This window comes from Virgisporangium ochraceum (assembly GCF_016863655.1).
GTDB classification, from domain to species: domain Bacteria; phylum Actinomycetota; class Actinomycetes; order Mycobacteriales; family Micromonosporaceae; genus Virgisporangium; species Virgisporangium ochraceum.
Genome location: NZ_BOPH01000125.1, coordinates 31,491 through 48,001 on the forward strand (window position 1 = coordinate 31,491; position 16,511 = coordinate 48,001).

A 16,511-nucleotide genomic window follows, 5' to 3' on the forward strand; every position below is an offset into this window, starting at 1 on the left:
AGTACAGCTAGGTATCCATCGGGGGGACCTCCAGGGGCGCGGTGAACGCGAACGCGGCGTCGAGCCTGGCGGCGAGCGCCGCGCCGTCGCCGGTGTGCCGGGCGGCCCAGGCGGCGAGCACGGCCGCGAACGCGGTCAGGTCGCGGTGGACCCCCGCCAGCATCCCGGTGAGCTCGGCGCGGCTCACCGCGATGTGCGGACCCCCCGCGACCGGGGCGTCGTTGCCGGGTGAACCGGTGTCCTGCCACACGGTGATCCGGTCGCCGAACGACATCCCGGGCGTCGGGTCGTGGCCGAGCCACGGGGATTCGGGGACGTGGAGGGCGCGCGCCCAGTCGCGCCAGTCCTCCAGGCCGCAGCAGCAGCCCGGCACGATCTCGATGGTGTCGGTGTCGGCCAGGAGCAGTCCGCCCGGCGCGATGAGGTGCCCGGCGCCGGCGAGCCCGTCGGGTGGGAGGCTGTTGTAGTCGGCGACGACCGCGACGAACAGCCCGGCCTCGGCGTCGCCGCAGCTGCCGTCGAGGGTGAGCCAGGACCCGGGTTCGGGTGTGGCGACGGTCCACGGCACGGGGTTCGGCTCGGTGTACGGCGTTTCCAGAACCGCCCGCAGGGTGATGGCCACCCGTCGATTCTGCGGTGCCGTCGTGGGTCACGGTAGGTTGTGCGGGTGAGGGGGCAGGGTGCGAAGCGGGTGCAGATCTGGACCGACGGTGCCTGCAAAGGCAACCCGGGTCCCGGTGGCTGGGGCGCGCTGCTGCGGTACGGCGAGGTCGAGAAGGAGCTGTGCGGCGGCGAGGCCACGCCCACGACCAACAACCGGATGGAGCTGACCGCCCCGATCCGGGCGCTGACGGCGCTCACCCGCGCGTCCGTCGTCGACCTGCACACCGACAGCACGTACGTCCGCAACGGCATCATGTCGTGGATGGCCGCCTGGAAGCGCAACGGGTGGCGCACGAAGGACGGCCAGCCGGTCAAGAACGAGGACCTGTGGCGCGAGCTCGAGGCCGCCGTCGCCCGTCACGACGAGGTCGTCTGGCACTGGGTGAAGGGCCACGCCGGCCACGTGGAGAACGAACGGGCCGACCGGCTCGCCGCCCGCGGCCAGCGCGAGGCCCTGGAGGCCGCCGGCGTCGCGGTGCCCCCGTTGCCCGAGCCGCGCCGCGCCGCCGTCCCGCGGGCCGACGGAACGGGGTGCGGTGCCACGACGAAGGTCGGCCGACCGTGCCCGAACGGTGCCCGCCCGTCCGGTTTCTGCCACGTGCACGACCCCGCCGTCCTCTGCGGGGCCCCGACGAAGCGCGGGACCCCGTGCGGCGTCTCCACCGGCGGCGGCCGCTGCCGGACACACGAGGACGTGCCGACCACCGTCTGACCTGGCAGTTGCTAGAGTTCGCACCAGCGATCAGGAAATCCACCGAGGGGTGGCTCTATGCACCGGCCGCTGTACGAGGTCAAGGCCGAGTTCTTCAAGACGCTCGGTCATCCGGTACGCATCCGCATTCTGGAGCTGCTGTCCGAACGCGACCACTCCGTCGGCGAGATCCTGCCGGAGGTCGCCGTCGAGGCCGCGAACCTGTCGCAGCACCTCGCGGTGCTCCGCCGCTCGGGGCTGGTCACCTCGCGGAAGACCGGCGCCACGGTCGTGTACGCCCTCACCAGCCCACAGGTGGCCGACCTGCTCCGCGTGGCCCGGAGCATCCTCACCGAGGTCCTCGACGTGCGGGTCGAACAGCTCTCCGACCTGCGCCCCGGCACCTGACGGGCCGGTCGTCCCGCGTCAGCCGGGTCGGCCCAGGGTGCGCTCCACCGCGTCGGCGGCCGCTGGAACGCCGCCGGCGGCCGTCATCTCCCCGCGCATCCAGGCGAGCCGCTCGCGCACGTGTTCGTCGTCGGCCACCCGCTCGACGGCCGTCCACAGTGGATCCGCCGTGATCCGGTCCGGCGCGAGGACCGTGCCGAGGCCGAGCTCGGCGATCCGGTCGGCGTTCGCCCGCTGTTCGGCCATCTGCGGGACCGCCACCATCGGGACCCCGAAATGCAGGCTCTCCATCGTGCTGCCCATGCCGGCGTGGGTGACGAACGCCTTCGCGTGGCGCAGCACGGCCAGTTGCGGCACCTGCCGGTGCACCTCCACGTTGGGGGGAACCGCCCCCAGGACGCCCGCGTCGACGGTGCCGATCGCCAGAACCACCTGCCAGGGCCGGTCCGCGGCCGACTGCAGCACGGTGCGGTAGAAGTCGGGCCGGTCGTTGTAGGCGGTGCCGAGCGAGACCAGCGCCACCGGCAGGTCGCCGGACGGCTCCCAGTCGCCCTGGTCGGTCCGGTCGGCGAAGAGCGGTCCGACGAACTCGTACCGGTCGGTGAAGGTGTCTCCGGCGTACTGGAACGCGCGCGGCAACGCGACCAGCCGGAGCGCGGCGCCGTCCCCCCGCATGAACCCGTCCATCGCGCCGGCGCCCTCCTTCTGCAGGAAGCGGCTGATGCGTACGGCCATCAGCAGGAAGCGCGGGCTCAAGGGGTTGAACGTCGTGTACTTCTGCGCCATCGACCAGTGCTCGTTGCCGACGAAGTTGGGCCAGGTCTCCACCGCCGGAACCTGCCAGCGGACCGCGAGGATCCGGCCCCACCAGCACATGGTGCCGTCGTGGACCACCAGGTCGGGCTTGTCGGCGTCGCTCAGCTGCGCCAGCATCGACTTCGTCTCGGTGAGGACCATGTTCATGGCCCGGGCAAGCTCTTTCCCGTGCATCTGCGGCGTTTCGACGTCGCGCCCCTCCCAGGTGGAGGTGACGGGGACGACCTCGGCACCGGTCGCGGCGACGCGCTCGGCGTACGTCTTGGTGGTGGCGTAGGTGACCCGGTGACCGCGTCGCACGAGTTCGGCGGCGAGTCCCAGGGTCGGGTTGACATGTCCGGCAGCGGCGGGGGCGAAGAACGCGACGGTTGCCATACGGATACATTTAAGTAGATATCGATCGACTCCGCTATCCCTGCCGGCGGGCGGTGCGGACGGCACGGCGAACCGGCGGACGCGTGGGCGCGCTCCCACGGCAGGTCGCACGCCGGGAGCGGCCCACACCGGCCGCCTGAAGACAGGGGTCGCGGTCTCCGGATAGGGGCCCGCGGTCAGCCGAGCAGGTCGGGGCGCCGCCACTCCTCGCCGAGCACGTGCTGCGCCAGGAACGCGAACACCGTGGAGTACCACACCTTCGCGTGCTGCGGCTTGAGGATCCAGTGGTTCTCGTCCGGGAAGTACAGGAACCGGTGCGGCGTCGAGCCGTCGGCCGCCGTCGACCGGGAGAGCAGGTCCCACCACAGGCCCAGCGCCTCGCCGACCGGTACCCGGTAGTCCCTGTCGCCGTGGATGACGAGCATCGGCGTGGTGATCCGGTCGGCGAACAGGTGCGGGGAGTTGGCGGCGACCATGTCCGGCGTCATCTCGCGGACCCAGTACGACGCCAGGTCCGTGGTCGCCAGCATCTGGTCCAGGTTCCACAGCGCCGCGTGCGTGACGATCGCGGCGAACCGGTCGGTGTGACCGGCGATCCAGTTGGCCATGTAGCCGCCGAAGGAGCCGCCCATCGCCGCGGTCCGCGTGGCGTCGATGTCGTCGCGCCGCTCGGCGGCGTCGGTGACCGTCATCAGGTCGGTGTACGGCGCGGCACCCCAGGCGCCCCAGCCGCGCCGGACGAAGTCGTTGCCGTACCCCGTCGACAGTGCGGGATCGGGCAGCAGCACCGCGTACCCGCGCGCGACGGCGATCCACCAGTTCCAGCGCCACGACCACGAGTTCCACGACCGCAACGGCCCGCCGTGCACCCACAGCAGCAGGGGAGCGGGCGAGTCCGGGCCGGCGCCGTGCGGCACCGCGAGCCACGCGCGCAGGGGTGTGCCGTCGGCGGCGGTGGCGGTCACCTCGTCCAGGCGCCCGGGAAGCGGCACGGCCGGCGCCGGACCGCGCAACGGCTCCACCGTTCCGGTGCCGTCGGCCGCGACCCGCACGGGCGCCGGTGGCGCGTCGACCGCCGCGCGCAACGCGTAGACCCACCGCCCGTCCGGCGACACCTGGACGTCGCTGTAGGCGCCGTCGTCGGGCGTGAGCCGGGTCGGTTCGCCGGTGGCGGCGTCGACGCGCCACAGCGGCGAGCGTCCGTCGTGGTCGGCCGCCACGACCAGCGCGGCGCCGTCGGGGGTCCAGCGTGCGGGTGACGGCCAGCGCTCCCACTTGTCCGTCAACGGCTCCACGCGACCGCCGGCGAGCGGCACGACGCCCATCCACTGGTAGGGAGGGTCCTGCGGGCCGGACCGCTGGTGCACCACGCACGCGACGCGGGCGCCGTCGGGCGAGACGCGGGGGGCCTCGTACTCGTGGTCGGCGTCGTCGGCGAGGACGCGGCGCTCGCCGCTGTGCACGTCGATCGCCACCAGCGTCCGGCGCTGGACCCCGCCGGGTTCGGCCACCAGCCACGACGCGACGACGGTGCGGCCGTCGGGCGTCACGTCGAAGTCGCTCCGGTCGAGGGCCGCGCCGACGTGACCGGTGAGGTCGCGCAGCGTCAGGGTCTCCCCGCCCGCGTCTGCGACGAGCAGGCGCGTGCGGCCGGGGCCGAGGTGGTGGTCCCAGTACCGGATCGGGTAGCCCTCGTGCAGGATCGCCGTCACCTTCGCCTCGGTGCGCGGGTCCCGGAGCTCCTTGTCGTTGTCCGGGCCGGTCGCCGACGGCAGGAGGTCCGATCCGATGACCACCCGTCCCGACGCGCTGACCCGGACGCTGCCGACGCCGCTGGACGGGTCCGCGACCACGCGGGCGTCGCCGCCGTCACACGGCTGCAGCCACAGCGCGGTGGGGTCGTCGTCGGTGTCGCCGTCCGGTGCGGGCCGCGAGGAGGTGAAGAGCAGGTGACCGTCGGGCGTGAACCCCACCGCCGACTCGCCCTTCCCGCTGCGGGTGAGGCGTCGCGCCGGCCGGTCGCCGTCCGGGTCGACCTCCCACAGGGACGTCACGTACCGGGTCTTCGTGCGGTCGAGGGTCCCCACGCCCACGACCAGGCGGCGCCCGTCCGGCGACAGCCTGAGCCCGGACACCCTGGGCAGGGCGACGTAGGCGTCGAGGTCGAGGAAGGGCTCACCCGCGGAGGCGTCGGCGATCATGATGCCTTTCTATCACCGCCGGTGCGGACCGCCGCCCGGCTTCCGACCGGATCCGAACGCTCAGGTGCGCCAGCGCGCCAGTGGCCGCCGTTCCGCCTCCACGTAGTCGGAGCACAGCCGCACGGCACGTTCCCGTAGCGCCGTGAGGTCGGCGTCGGGGCGGTGCCGGGCGCCCCAGATCTCGGCTTCGAGGTCGATCGCGGCCTGTTCCCACGGTTTCTCCGGACCGCTCAGGTCGCTGTCCTCGCGGTCGATGCGCTGTTCGTAGGCCCGCCGGCCGAGGCCGCGGAAGCCGATGATGGAGCACCACGTTTCGTCGTCGAGGCTCAGTACGGTCGGTAGCGACGGCCGCCACCGGAGACGCCGAGGGCAGGCAGCAGGACCTCATCGAACGTCGATCCCCGGTCCGGCGCCACCCCCTCGAAGGCCGCGATCGCGGCGCTGGCGGCACGGAGTGCTTCAAGATCGCGATCCGCGGAACGAATGCGCGGCTGGGCTCAAGGTTTCTTCCGCGGAGCGCGATCATGGGGGCGGGTCGGTCGTGTTGGGCGTAGAGGGTGGCCGATCAGCTGGGGTGGCAGGCCCGAATGGTGGCCGGTGGCCGATCGTGGAGAGAAGGTGCTGTTGTCACGGGAGTTTCTCGCCACGATCGCGGCCCGACGCGGCTGACAGCCTCCTCGAACCTGTGTGGGATCTGGACGATCGCCGGAGCCGGGCCGCGAAGGTCACTCACGGTGGCATCGTCCGGGCGACCCGGCATCGGTGATCAACTTCTCTGGAACGAACGTGAAGTCACGCTGCACTTTTCTTCCAGAAAAGTTGATCATCCCGGAGTGTCAGGTCGTTGAATCCGACCGAACCGGACGCCGATGTTCGGGCGAACCGGCTGCGGCGAGCACCCGGGGTGACGCTGCGCGATAGCCGCGTGCGCAAACCCGCCGCCGCCCAGAATCTCAAACCGCCTCTCACACAACGATCACGGCGCCGAGACCTCCGTGCGCAGATCGCCCGGCGTCTAGGATCCGGTCGTGGGACCGGTGACGGTCCGGCCCGCGCGGGTCGGAGACGTGGCGCGGATGGCGCGCGTCAACGTGCGGTGCTGGCAGGAGACCTACCGCGGTCTCATGCCCGACGCGGTGCTCGACGACCCCGGGTTCGTGGCCGCCCGCGAGCGGTTCTGGACCGTCGCCCTGACCGACGGGCGGTACCGCGCGAACCGGGCGGCCGTCGCCGAGCGCGGTGGCGAGCTGGTCGGTATCGCCATGTCGGGCCCGCCCCTCGACGCCGACGCGGCCTGGGACCGGCAGCTGTACATCCTGTACGTGCTGAAAGCCGACCACGGCACGGGTGCCGGGCCGGCCCTGCTGGAAGCGGTGGTCGATCCAGCCGAGGCGGTCGCGCTGTGGGTCGCGGATCCCAATCCCCGAGCCCAGGCGTTCTACCGCAGACACGGCTTCGTCGCCGACGGGGCGTCCCAGGTCGACGGCGGCGTCCGCGAGGTCCGCATGGTGCGCCGCCCGCGGTAAGGGCGCGCCCGGCCACCGGTCGGGGGATGCGGTGGCCGGGCGCGCGGTCCATCACGGGTCGACGATGCGGAACGTCTGGAAGTTGTTCCAGTCGCACGGCTGCGTGGTGAACTGCATGTCACCGGTGATCGACGCGGTCAGGCACCGTCCGGTGCTCTTCTGCTGCCACGAGACGAACCCGCCGCCCCAGTCGTACTTGCGCCACACCTGGGTGTCGTTGCCCTGCCACGGCCGGGTCACGGCGAGCCACCCGGCGGCGGCCCAGTCGTAGGCGTCGAGGTACCGGCCGGTGCTGCGCTGCTGGATCGTGTACGTACCCGGACCCACGTTGGCGACGATCCACTCCTGGGTGAAGTTCGCCTGGTACGAGCGGAGCACGACCCGGAAGTCCATGCCCGGGTAGTCGTAGGCGTCGAGCATCATCGGCCCGCTGCCCAGCGTGATCCGTACCCGCTCCGATGACGCCGCGGCGGCCGACGCGGGCGCGCCGGCACTCGACACCACCGCGGCGGCCACAGCGAGCAGGGCGAGCCCGCGTACGCCGAATCTCTTCAAGGTCTTCATGGGAATGTCCTCCATAGGTGATCGTGCCCGTGACGGGCACGACGACCAGGGTTCCCGAACGGCCGGCGCCGTTCATGAAGACGATCGGGAGGTTTCCTGGAGAGCGGCCGCCAGGCTGTCGTGGGCCTCCCGCAGAATCCGGTCGGACAGGTCGGTGCCGGCGGTGGCGCGTGCGAGGACGATAGCGCCGACCATCGTGCTCAGCGCGGCCAGGTCGCCGCCGAGCAGGCGGGCGTACGCCTCCACCCCGTCGGCGAACACGGCGCGGGCCGGTGTGTCGGCGCCGGAGTGGGCCAGGTCGACTCCGAAGCCGGCGGTCGGGCAGCCGTCGCCGGGGGAGTCGCGGTGCCCGGGCGACAGGTACCGGGCGAGGAACGCCTCGCGGGTCTCCCCGGCGGTGGCCAGGCGCTCGGCCTGCTGGGCGAACGCCTGCCCCACCGCCTCGGCCACCAGCGCCTCCTTGGAGGCGAAGTGCTTGTAGAACCCGCCGTGGGTGAGGCCCGCCTCGGTCATCACGTCGGCCACGCTCACCCCGGCCGCGCCCCGCTCCCGGAACAGCCGGGCCGCCGTCTCGACGATTCGCTTCCGGTTCTCCCGCGCCTGCGACTGCGACACCCGTCCCATGCGACCCAGCATAGATGACAGGTGTCATCTATCACGTTGTGCCGTTAGATGATGAGCGTAATCTAACGGCCATGGACCTCTCGAACGCAGTCGCCCTCGTCACCGGCGCCAACCGCGGCCTCGGCCGGCATTTCGCCGCCCAGCTGCTCGAACGCGGCGCGAAGGTGTACGCCGGTGCCCGCAACCCCGCCTCCGTCGACCTCCCCGGCGCCGTGCCGGTCCAGCTCGACGTCACCGACCCGGCGTCCGTGGCGCGCGCGGCACGGGCCGCTCCCGACGTCACGGTTCTCATCAACAACGCCGGTTCGTCCACCGGCCAGCCCCTCATCGACGGCGACCTCGACCTCATCCGCCTGGAGATGGAGACCCACTTCTTCGGCACGCTCGCCGTCACGCGCGCGTTCGCGCCGGTCATCGAGGCCAACGGCGGCGGCGCCGTGCTCAACGTCCTGTCGGTGCTGTCGTGGTACCACCCGGCCGCGCTCGGTGGGTACAACGCCGCCAAGGCCGCCGGCTGGGCGCTGACCAACTCGGTGCGCGAACAGCTCGCGCCGCGCGGCATCACCGTGTCCGCCCTCCACGTCGGCTACATGGACACCGACATGGCCGCGTCGGTTCCGAAAGAGCGGAAGATCGCTCCGGGACCGGTGGCGGCGCAGGCCCTCGACGCGATCGAGGCCGGCGTACCGGAGATCCTCGCCGACGACCTCACCCGCGGCGTGAAGGCGGCCCTGGCGGGTTGAGGCGGCCGGTGGCGACGGTGTCGCGGTCGGCGGCGTCGGGTGGGGGCCGCACCGTCACGCCGGCGTCGGTGAGGATGCTCAGGTCCAGCGTCCACTGGAGCTGTGACAGGCGGAACCACACCTCGAACGCGACCTCCACGTGTTCGCGGGCCCGCGCCTCGGTCATGCCGGTGACCGCCATCAGGTGCGCGTACGCCTCCCGCTCGCGCCCGCGCACCTGGGCCAGCCCGAAGTGGGTGACCGTGTGGCAGGCGCTGCACAGGCAGATGAGCCGGCCCAGCCGCTGGACCCGCGTCCGGTCGTCGTAGGTCCACCGCTCGTGGGCCTCGAGCCACCGCTTCGCGGCCGGGTTTCCGGCGGCGCCGCACACCTCGCACCGGTGCCCGGCCCGCCGGGTGATCATGCGCCGCAGCCGTTCCCAGTCGCGGTGGTCGACGCACGACCGGACGTTGGTGAACCAGCAGCTGCGCGGCACCAGGTCGACGAACAGGCCGGCGCCGAGCGAGCGGTCCTCGCCGGGCAGCAGGTCGGGCACGTCCGGCATCGCGGCCCACGGGTCGAGGGCCGCGATGCCGGATCTCGGTGCGTACCACCGCTTCGCCGCCGGGTCCCACCGGGCGCCGGCCCGCTTGGCGGCGTCCTTGTCCGCGAACGGCACGTCGAGCCAGAGTCGTCCGGTCACCCGGAAATTATGACCGTCAGACGAGACCGAAGATGGACTGCGTGTACGCGTCCTGGTTGGGGGTGGTCACCCCGGGCCGGCCGCGGAAGTCGACCCAGCACGGGTGGAGCTGGAAGTCCCAGCCCATCGCGATGCCCGTGTAGTCGCCGATGAACACGCCCTGGATCTGGGTTCCGTCGGGGTTGCCCTGGGTGAACTGCACCTGCGGGTTCTGGGTCTGCGTGGTGATCCGCCGGACCCGCGCGCCGTCGATGCCGGTGCTCCAGGCGGCCGAGTACGCGTAGTCGAGGCCGATCCCGTTCGGGTCGTACCTGCGCGTGTAGTACGACACGGCGACCCGGCTGGCCAGCGACGTCACCGCCGGGAACACCTCGTCCTGCGGGCTGCCGACGGTCATGGTCCTGCTCCAGTTCTCGCCGTGCCGGCCGCGGACGACGAACACGTCGCCGTTGGTCCGCACCGACTGGCCCTCCGGGGTGTAGGTGCCGTTGCGGTCGTCGGCCCACGTCAGCCACACCTGGTCGGTGACCGGGTCGTAGGAGGCCAGCGGGTAGCTGTTGATCCGGAAGTTCTGACCGGTGAGCGTCGGCCGGCCGACGACCGGGTTCAGCGGGAAGTTGAAGTTCACGTCGACCTCGGTGTGGTGGAACGTCCGTCCCCCGTCCCGCGAGGTCGACACGACGACCGCGTCGTGGTCCTCGAAGCCGGTGCACTCGACGTCGCCGCAGACGGATGCCTCGTGCGCCACGTACAGCGAGCCGTCGCGGCCGAGGACCGGGTTCGAACCCTGCGCGTACGGGGTGATGCCGCCGCTGAACCCGTCCAGCGCCGGCGAGACGCGCACGACCGGCGACCAGGTGGTGCCGAAGTCGGTCGACTTCGACATGACGATCGGCGACTCGAGGTAGCCGTCGGCCGTGTAGGTGAAGCGCGTCCACGTCACGTAGACCGTGCCCGAGTGCGGGTCGGCCGTGACCCAGTTCTTGTCGTTGAAGAACTGCGTCGGGACCGGCGTGCCGGCCGGCGTGACGCCGTCGAGCCGGATGATTCGCGGCTCGCTCCACGTCAGCCCACCGTCGCGGGAGACCGACACGACCTGTCCGCTCGCCTGCTGCGTCCCGTCGGTGGGGACGACGCGGCTGAACACCAGGTTCGAGTAGTAGACCGTGTTGTTCGGGCCGAACGCGATCGACGGGTCACCGACCGAGTCCATATAGGACAGTGCGCCCACGGCGCCGGTGTGGAAGGCGAGCCTCGGCAGCTGGACGTTCGTCCACGTGCGTCCGCCGTCGAAGGTCGTGTACGCCCAGCCCGACCCGTCGTTGCGACCGATGCGCGGGTTGAAGACCCGGTAGTCGTTGGCGCCGGCGACGAGGTTCTTCGGGTTGTACGGGTTGACCGCGATCGTGGTCTCGTTCTGGGCGGTCGGGCAGCCCTGCTGGGTGCCGGCCTCGACCACGCGGTCACCGACGATCTGGTCGACGTTGGGCGCCGGGTTGCGGTACGGGTTCGTGTCCGGCAGGTACGTCTGGCACAGGGCACCGGGCGCGTTGGGCGCCTCCGCGCCGGTGCCGCCCGGACGGCGGGCCTCGTACGTCTCCTTGATCAGGCGGTTCGGGTACCGGTGCGCGGGCAGCGCGGCGGCCGTGCGGGCGGCGGCCCCGCCGGCCTGCTCGTGCGGTGCGGGCGGGTCGGCGTGGGCGGCCGCCGGCGTCAGCGGGACGAGGGAGGCGACCAGCGCGACCGCGAACACCGGGGCGGACGATCGACGTCTCATGATTCTCCTCTGCGGAGGGCAGAACCTGTCGACCCGATTCGACCAATGATCGGCCTTGATCGATAGAAGTCCGCGGCCGGGAACGGGTGACGGAGAGGGTGCCATATCCTGGTCGGCGGCACCGCACACCGAGGAGAGACCGTGGAACTGAAGCCAGTGGCGGCCACCGCCAGGATGCCGGCGGAGCGGTTCGTCGGCGACGTCTACATGACACCGGTGTACAGCGGTACCGGACCGTCGCGGATGACCGTCGCGTTGGTGCGGTTCACTCCCGGCGCGCGCACCAACTGGCACGTGCACGCCGTCGGGCAGACGCTGCACGTCACCGAGGGCGTGGGACTGGTCGGCATCCGCGACGGATCGGTGATCCGGGTCCGCGCCGGCGACACGGTCGTCTGCCCGCCCGGGGAGGACCACTGGCACGGCGCCGCCGCCGACACGTTCATGAGCCATCTGGCGATGCTCGAGGCGAAGCCCGACGGCGGCGACCCGACCACGTGGATGGAGCCGGTGCCGGACGACCTCTACCGCGCCGCGAACGACACGGTGTGACCGGTCAGGCCGCGGTCCGCGCCGGACCCGCCGTGTCGTCGACCTCGAAGTGGATGCGGTCGACGACCGCCGTCACACCGCGCACGTGACCCGCGAGGCGGGCGGCCATGCCGGCGGTCGTGCGCCGCGCGACCGTGCCGGTGAGCGTGACGGCACCGTCGTGCACGTCGACACGGACGCGGCCCGGATCGATCAGCAGGGTGCGCCGCAGCACGCGCTCGACGGCGTCGCGGATGGCGGTGTCGGGACGGGTCAGCGGACGCAGGACGCCGGCGCGGGACACGACGCCCAGCAGCCGGCCGTCGTCACCGGTGACCAGGAGCCGGCCGGCCGTGCTGTGCTCGAGCTTCATCGCGGCCACCGACAGCGGCGCGTCGGCCGCAACGGTCGGCGGTCGCACCGACATCACCTCGCCGGCCGTGCCGGTGGCCCCGTGCGCGAGGTCGGCCTCCGACACCGTGCCCAGGACGCGCCGGTCCGCGTCGACGACCGGCACCGCGCTCACGCGGTGGACGGCGAGAAGGCGGGCGAGCTGTTCGACCGGGGTGTCGACGGTGGCGGTGACGACCCGCCGGGTCATGACGTCACGGACCTGCCGCGGCTGCATCGGCCGGTACCTCCTGTCCGCGGACAGGGTCGCCCGCTCCCTCCACCCTGTCCCATCGGGCCCGCGACGGTCAGGGCCGGATGCGGCGAAGATCGGACCGGTCAGGTTGCCGGCCGCCGGCAACGGTGACGAGGGCGCCGAAGCCCGCCCGGGTGTCAGGGCCGGCCGCGCAGGTAGGTGAGAACGGCGAGGACGCGTCGGTTCGTGTCGTCGCTGACCGGCAGGTCCAACTTGGACAGAACGCTGCCGATGTGCTTGACGACGCCGGCCCCGGTGAGCGAGAGGATCCGGGCGATCGCCGCGTTCGAGTGGCCCTCGGCGACCAGCGCCAGCACCTCGCGTTCCCGCGACGACAGGCGCTCCAACGGATCCCGGTGGCGCAGCATCAGCTGGCGCACCACCTCAGCGTCGACGACGGTCGCGCCGGCGGCGACCCGCCGCAGCGTCCCGACGAACTCCGCGACGTCGACGACGCGGTCCTTGAGCAGATAGCCGATGGCGCGGCCCTGCCCCGAGGCGAGCAGCTCGGCGGTGTAGCCGTGCTGCACGTACTGGCTGAGCGCCACCACGGCCAGGTCCGGGTCGGCGGCGCGCAGGGCGATCGCGGCGCGCAGTCCCTCGTCGGTGAAGCCCGGCGGCATCCGCACGTCGGTGACGACGAGCCCGGGCCGGGTCCGCTCGACGGCGGCGACGAGCGCGTCGGCGTCACCGACCGCGGCGACCACGTCGAAGCCGAACCGCGCCAGCAGCCCGCCGAGGCCCTCGCGCAGCAGCACGGAGTCCTCCGCGATCACGACGCGCACGGCAGCTCCACCCGCAGCACCGTCGGGCCGCCCGGCGGGCTCGACAGGAGCAGGCGGCCGCCGGCGGCAGCGGCCCGGTCGGCGAGGCCGGTGAGACCGGACCCGTCCGACGGGTCGGCGCCGCCGCGCCCGTCGTCGCGGACCTCGACGGCGAGCCGGTCGTCGGCGCGCCGGACGGTGACCGCGGTCCGGCTGGCGCCGGCGTGCTTGACGATGTTGGCCAACGCCTCCGCCACGGCGGCGAACGCGACCCGCTCGACCGGCGGCGGGAACCGTTCCGGTCCCGCGTCGACGGTCACCCGCACCGAGCTGCCGGCGGCGAGCTCCTCGACGGCGGCCCGCAGGCCCAGCTCGCGCAGCGTGCGCGGGCTGATGCCGCGCACCAGGTCGCGCAGCTCCACCATGAGGGTCTTGGCCTGTTCGTGCGCCGCGGCGACGGCGGCGGTCGCGGGGGAGTCGGCCGGCAGGTCGTACCGGGCGAGGCCGAGCTGCATGGTCAGGCTCACCAGCCGTTGCTGGGCGACGTCGTGGAGGTCGCGCTCGATGCGCTGGCGTTCGGCGTCGAACGCGTCGGCCAGCCGCGTCCGTGACCGCGCCACCTCGGTCAACGACGGCTCGGGCTCCGCGCACAGCAGGGTCCGGGCGAGCGCGGCGTGCGCGCCGCCGGACCACGCGGTCAGATACACGAGGACGGGCGTGAGCACGGCGCCCAGCGCCACGCGCTCGACGACGCGGAGGATGTCGTCCTCGACCGTGAGGCGGTACACCGCCGAGACGGGCGTGGACACGACGAGCAGCGCGACCGGCGTCAGCACGGCCAGCCACACCGGCGCCACGACGCCGAGGAGGGGCAGGTACGCCACCGCCCGCCAGGTCGCGGGATCGGTGTAGAGCCGGCCTCCGCGCACCGGGGCGTGCCCGCCGGCCAGGTCGACCAGGCGCAGCCGCCACCGCTCGACCCGCGCCACCGCGACGGCGAGCGGCGGCGCCGTCAGGGCGAGCAGGCCCAGGCCGGCCAGACCCAGCACGGTGGCGACGAACAGGTGCCGGCCACCCGCACCGGTCAGGCTGACGGTGCCCGTCCTCAGCACCCGCACGGCGAACACCAGCGGCACCAGCGGAACGGCGAGCGCGAGCCACAGCAGGGCCGACGCCGCGGCGGTGGTCGCGGCGTAGGCGAGCGCCCGCCACGGCCAGGCCGAGGCGAGGAACCCGGGCCGTCGTACCGCGCCGAGGAGCGTCATGGGCCCACGCTAGGTCAGCGGCGGACACCCCGGCCAGGTCGCTGGGTCGAGCCTTCGGGTAGACCTGGCCATACCCGCCGGGTGCTCCAGCGCCAAACAATTCGATGTGCCGTTGAGCCGGGACCGGCCGGACCGGTTGCATGAATCGCGTCAGCGACAGCGGCGGGAGTGGCTTCATGGCAGCAGCGAAGACGGATCTGATGATCCAGACGTCCGGGCTCACGAAGAAGTTCGGTTCCGTCACCGCGTTGGACGACGTCGACCTGGAGGTCGCCACCGGAACGGTGGTGGGCCTGCTCGGACACAACGGTGCCGGCAAGACGACGCTGGTCAACGTGCTCAGCACGCAGGTGCGGCCGAGCGCCGGCACCGCCCGCGTGGCCGGGTACGACGTGGTCGACCAAGGCGCCGAGGTCCGGCGTCGCATCGGGCTGACCGGCCAGTTCGCCGCCGTCGACGACAACCTCTCCGGCCGCGACAACCTCGTGCTGCTCGGCCGGCTGTTCGGCGCCTCCCGCTCGGCCGCCCGCCGCCGCGCCGACGAGCTGATCGAGGCGTTCGACCTGACCGACGCCGCCAAGCGGCAGACCCGCGGCTACTCCGGCGGGATGCGTCGCCGCGTCGACCTGGCCGCGTGCCTGGTCGGCCGCCCGCGCCTGATCTTCCTCGACGAGCCGACCACCGGGCTCGACCCGCAGAGCCGTCGCGCGGTCTGGGAGACCATCGAGGGCCTCGTCGCCGACGGCGCGACGGTGCTGCTGACCACGCAGTACCTCGAGGAGGCCGACCGGCTCGCGTCGGCCATCACGGTGCTCGCCGACGGTCGCGTCATCGCGGCGGGACCGACGGCCGAGCTGAAGGCCAAGGTCGGCCGGCGCACCGTCAACGTCACGCTGCGCAGCGTCGACGACGTCGCCACCGCCACGGACGCGTTGCGGCGCAACGGCTTCACGCCGACCGGTGAGGCCGGCAGCCGCGTGCTGACCACCCCGGTCACGACGTCCGGCGAGCTGGTCGCCGTGGTGCGGGCCATCGACGAGGTCCGGGTCGAGATCGCCGAGCTGGCCTTCGCGGAACCGACGCTGGACGACGCGTACCTCGCGCTGAACGAGAAGCGCCACGAGCACAGCCACGAGACCACCACCGAAGGGACGGTGTGACGATGACCGCCGTCATCACCAGGCAGGATCAGCAGCCGCCGGCCGTCGATACCGGGCGGGACGAGGGGCGCGGGGCCAGCGTGCCGGTGCAGATCTGGGTGCTGACCGGCCGGTCGCTGCGCGCGTTGCGCAACCCGGCCGTCGTGCTGCCGAGCCTGCTGTACCCGGTCATCATGCTGACGCTGTTCAGCCAGATCTTCCGCAGCATCGACAAGACCCCCGGCTTCCCGGCCGGCGTGACCTACATCGACTACCTGCTGCCGGCGATCATCCTGGCGACCGCTGTCGCCGCCGGCGCCCGGTCCGGTGCGGCCCTGACCGTCGAGATGGGCAACGGCATCATCGCGCGGTTCAAGTCGATGCCGGTGCGCACGGGTTCGGTTCTCGTGGCGCGCAGCCTCGCCGACACCGCGCAGAACGCCATCGACCTCACCCTCACCCTGCTCCTCGGCGTCGTCGTCTTCGGTTTCTCGCCGGCCGGTGGGGTGCCGGGAGCGTTGGGAATGGTCGGGATCGCGGTGCTGGTGGGGTTCTCGGTCAGCTGGGTCTTCCTCGCACTGTCGGCGTGGCTGCGCACGGCGCAGGCGCTGGAGCCCATCACCGGGGTCGTCACGACCGTGCTGATGTTCGCGTCGAGCGCGTTCGTCCCGCTCGACAGCCTGCCGGGCTGGTTGCAGACGGTCGCGAACGTGAACCCGATGTCGGAGACGATCAACGCCGCGCGGGCGCTCGCGCTGGGGACGGCCGACGCGTCGTCGGTGCTGCTGTCGGTCGCCGGGTGCGCGGCGGTCGTCCTGGCGACCGCTCCCGTGGCCATCGCGTTGTTCCGGCGTCGCTGAGGTACCGGGAGGCCATCGTGCGCGTGAGCGTGAACAGGGAACTATGCATCGGGCACGGTGAATGCGCGTGGATCGCGCCCGATGTGTTCGGACTGAGCGACGACGACGGCGCGGTGGTGCTCCTGCGGCCGCACCCGTCGGCCGACCTCCACGAGGCGGTCCTCGACGCACAGCACAGCTGCCCGGGCGGCGCGATCGAGGTCGCGACCGGATCGACGGAGGAGTGACGGTCGCAT

18 protein-coding genes are annotated in these 16,511 nt (G+C 72.6%); 8 read left to right on the plus strand and 10 right to left on the minus strand.

The annotated features are described in order from the left end of the window. Positions 1 to 7: 7 nt before the first annotated feature. Positions 8 to 622 carry a hypothetical protein gene (locus Voc01_RS43575; protein WP_203933621.1) on the minus strand — a complete coding sequence of 205 codons (615 nt, stop codon included), beginning with the start codon at positions 620 to 622 and terminating at the stop codon, positions 8 to 10. A gap of 45 nt (positions 623 to 667) precedes the next feature. Here Voc01_RS43575 and rnhA point away from each other — a divergent pair, with 45 nt between their 5' ends. Next, positions 668 to 1,375, plus strand: a complete 708-nt coding sequence (rnhA, locus tag Voc01_RS54865) for a ribonuclease HI (RefSeq protein WP_203933622.1) — start codon at positions 668 to 670, stop codon at positions 1,373 to 1,375. 57 nt (positions 1,376 to 1,432) lie between these two features. Then, positions 1,433 to 1,762, plus strand: a complete 330-nt coding sequence (locus Voc01_RS43585; RefSeq protein WP_203933623.1) for an ArsR/SmtB family transcription factor — start codon at positions 1,433 to 1,435, stop codon at positions 1,760 to 1,762. Between the two features lie 18 nt (positions 1,763 to 1,780). Here the strand turns inward: Voc01_RS43585 and Voc01_RS43590 are convergent, their stop codons facing one another. Together Voc01_RS43590 and Voc01_RS43595 are read right to left on the minus strand one after the other, a co-directional pair. Continuing rightward, positions 1,781 to 2,953 carry a macrolide family glycosyltransferase gene (locus Voc01_RS43590; RefSeq protein ID WP_203933624.1) on the minus strand — a complete coding sequence of 391 codons (1,173 nt, stop codon included), beginning with the start codon at positions 2,951 to 2,953 and terminating at the stop codon, positions 1,781 to 1,783. 176 nt (positions 2,954 to 3,129) lie between these two features. Further along, positions 3,130 to 5,154: a S9 family peptidase gene (locus tag Voc01_RS43595; protein ID WP_203933625.1), complete on the minus strand. Its 2,025-nt coding sequence runs from the start codon at positions 5,152 to 5,154 to the stop codon at positions 3,130 to 3,132. 1,028 nt (positions 5,155 to 6,182) lie between these two features. Between Voc01_RS43595 and Voc01_RS43600 the strand changes: the two genes are divergently transcribed. Further along, positions 6,183 to 6,680, plus strand: coding sequence for a GNAT family N-acetyltransferase (locus Voc01_RS43600; RefSeq protein WP_239160917.1), 498 nt, complete (start codon positions 6,183 to 6,185; stop codon positions 6,678 to 6,680). A 51-nt stretch (positions 6,681 to 6,731) separates the two neighbouring features. Here Voc01_RS43600 and Voc01_RS43605 read toward each other — a convergent pair whose 3' ends face one another. Further along, on the minus strand, positions 6,732 to 7,244 hold the full coding sequence (locus Voc01_RS43605) for an RICIN domain-containing protein (protein WP_203933626.1): 513 nt from the start codon (positions 7,242 to 7,244) through the stop codon (positions 6,732 to 6,734). A gap of 72 nt (positions 7,245 to 7,316) precedes the next feature. Next, complete coding sequence (locus Voc01_RS43610; protein ID WP_203933627.1) at positions 7,317 to 7,868, minus strand: TetR/AcrR family transcriptional regulator; 552 nt, start codon at positions 7,866 to 7,868, stop codon at positions 7,317 to 7,319. A 71-nt stretch (positions 7,869 to 7,939) separates the two neighbouring features. On the opposite strand from Voc01_RS43610, the gene Voc01_RS43615 reads away from it, so the two are divergent. Next, positions 7,940 to 8,611, plus strand: a complete 672-nt coding sequence (locus Voc01_RS43615; RefSeq protein WP_203933628.1) for an SDR family oxidoreductase — start codon at positions 7,940 to 7,942, stop codon at positions 8,609 to 8,611. On the opposite strand, the gene Voc01_RS43620 is transcribed toward Voc01_RS43615, so the two are convergent. Together Voc01_RS43620 and Voc01_RS43625 are read right to left on the minus strand one after the other, a co-directional pair. Further along, entirely contained in the window at positions 8,577 to 9,293 is a 717-nt protein-coding gene (locus Voc01_RS43620; RefSeq protein WP_203933629.1) for a DUF5710 domain-containing protein, read from the minus strand. The genes Voc01_RS43615 and Voc01_RS43620 overlap by 35 nt on opposite strands. A 16-nt stretch (positions 9,294 to 9,309) precedes the next feature. Further along, positions 9,310 to 11,070 carry a sialidase family protein gene (locus tag Voc01_RS43625; protein WP_203933630.1) on the minus strand — a complete coding sequence of 587 codons (1,761 nt, stop codon included), beginning with the start codon at positions 11,068 to 11,070 and terminating at the stop codon, positions 9,310 to 9,312. Positions 11,071 to 11,211: 141 nt separating this feature from the next. Between Voc01_RS43625 and Voc01_RS43630 the strand changes: the two genes are divergently transcribed. Beyond that, positions 11,212 to 11,622, plus strand: coding sequence for a (R)-mandelonitrile lyase (locus Voc01_RS43630; RefSeq protein ID WP_203933631.1), 411 nt, complete (start codon positions 11,212 to 11,214; stop codon positions 11,620 to 11,622). A gap of 4 nt (positions 11,623 to 11,626) precedes the next feature. Here the strand turns inward: Voc01_RS43630 and Voc01_RS43635 are convergent, their stop codons facing one another. The 3 genes from Voc01_RS43635 to Voc01_RS53710 form a co-directional block, all read right to left on the minus strand. Continuing rightward, on the minus strand, positions 11,627 to 12,229 hold the full coding sequence (locus Voc01_RS43635) for a CBS domain-containing protein (RefSeq protein WP_203933632.1): 603 nt from the start codon (positions 12,227 to 12,229) through the stop codon (positions 11,627 to 11,629). A 155-nt stretch (positions 12,230 to 12,384) separates the two neighbouring features. After that, positions 12,385 to 13,032, minus strand: coding sequence for a response regulator (locus Voc01_RS53705; protein WP_239160918.1), 648 nt, complete (start codon positions 13,030 to 13,032; stop codon positions 12,385 to 12,387). Next, positions 13,020 to 14,276 carry a sensor histidine kinase gene (locus Voc01_RS53710; protein ID WP_239160919.1) on the minus strand — a complete coding sequence of 419 codons (1,257 nt, stop codon included), beginning with the start codon at positions 14,274 to 14,276 and terminating at the stop codon, positions 13,020 to 13,022. Before Voc01_RS53710 ends, Voc01_RS53705 begins: the two co-directional genes overlap by 13 nt. Positions 14,277 to 14,452: 176 nt before the next feature. Here Voc01_RS53710 and Voc01_RS43645 point away from each other — a divergent pair, with 176 nt between their 5' ends. From Voc01_RS43645 to Voc01_RS43655, 3 genes are read left to right on the plus strand one after another with little or no spacing between them, the layout of a single operon-like run. Further along, positions 14,453 to 15,436: an ATP-binding cassette domain-containing protein gene (locus Voc01_RS43645; RefSeq protein ID WP_203933633.1), complete on the plus strand. Its 984-nt coding sequence runs from the start codon at positions 14,453 to 14,455 to the stop codon at positions 15,434 to 15,436. Between the two features lie 2 nt (positions 15,437 to 15,438). Next, positions 15,439 to 16,275: an ABC transporter permease gene (locus Voc01_RS43650; RefSeq protein WP_203933634.1), complete on the plus strand. Its 837-nt coding sequence runs from the start codon at positions 15,439 to 15,441 to the stop codon at positions 16,273 to 16,275. Positions 16,276 to 16,304: 29 nt separating this feature from the next. After that, the gene (locus Voc01_RS43655; protein WP_239160920.1) at positions 16,305 to 16,502 is read left to right on the plus strand and encodes a ferredoxin; all 198 of its coding nucleotides are present in this window, start codon (positions 16,305 to 16,307) and stop codon (positions 16,500 to 16,502) included. Positions 16,503 to 16,511 lie beyond the last annotated feature (9 nt).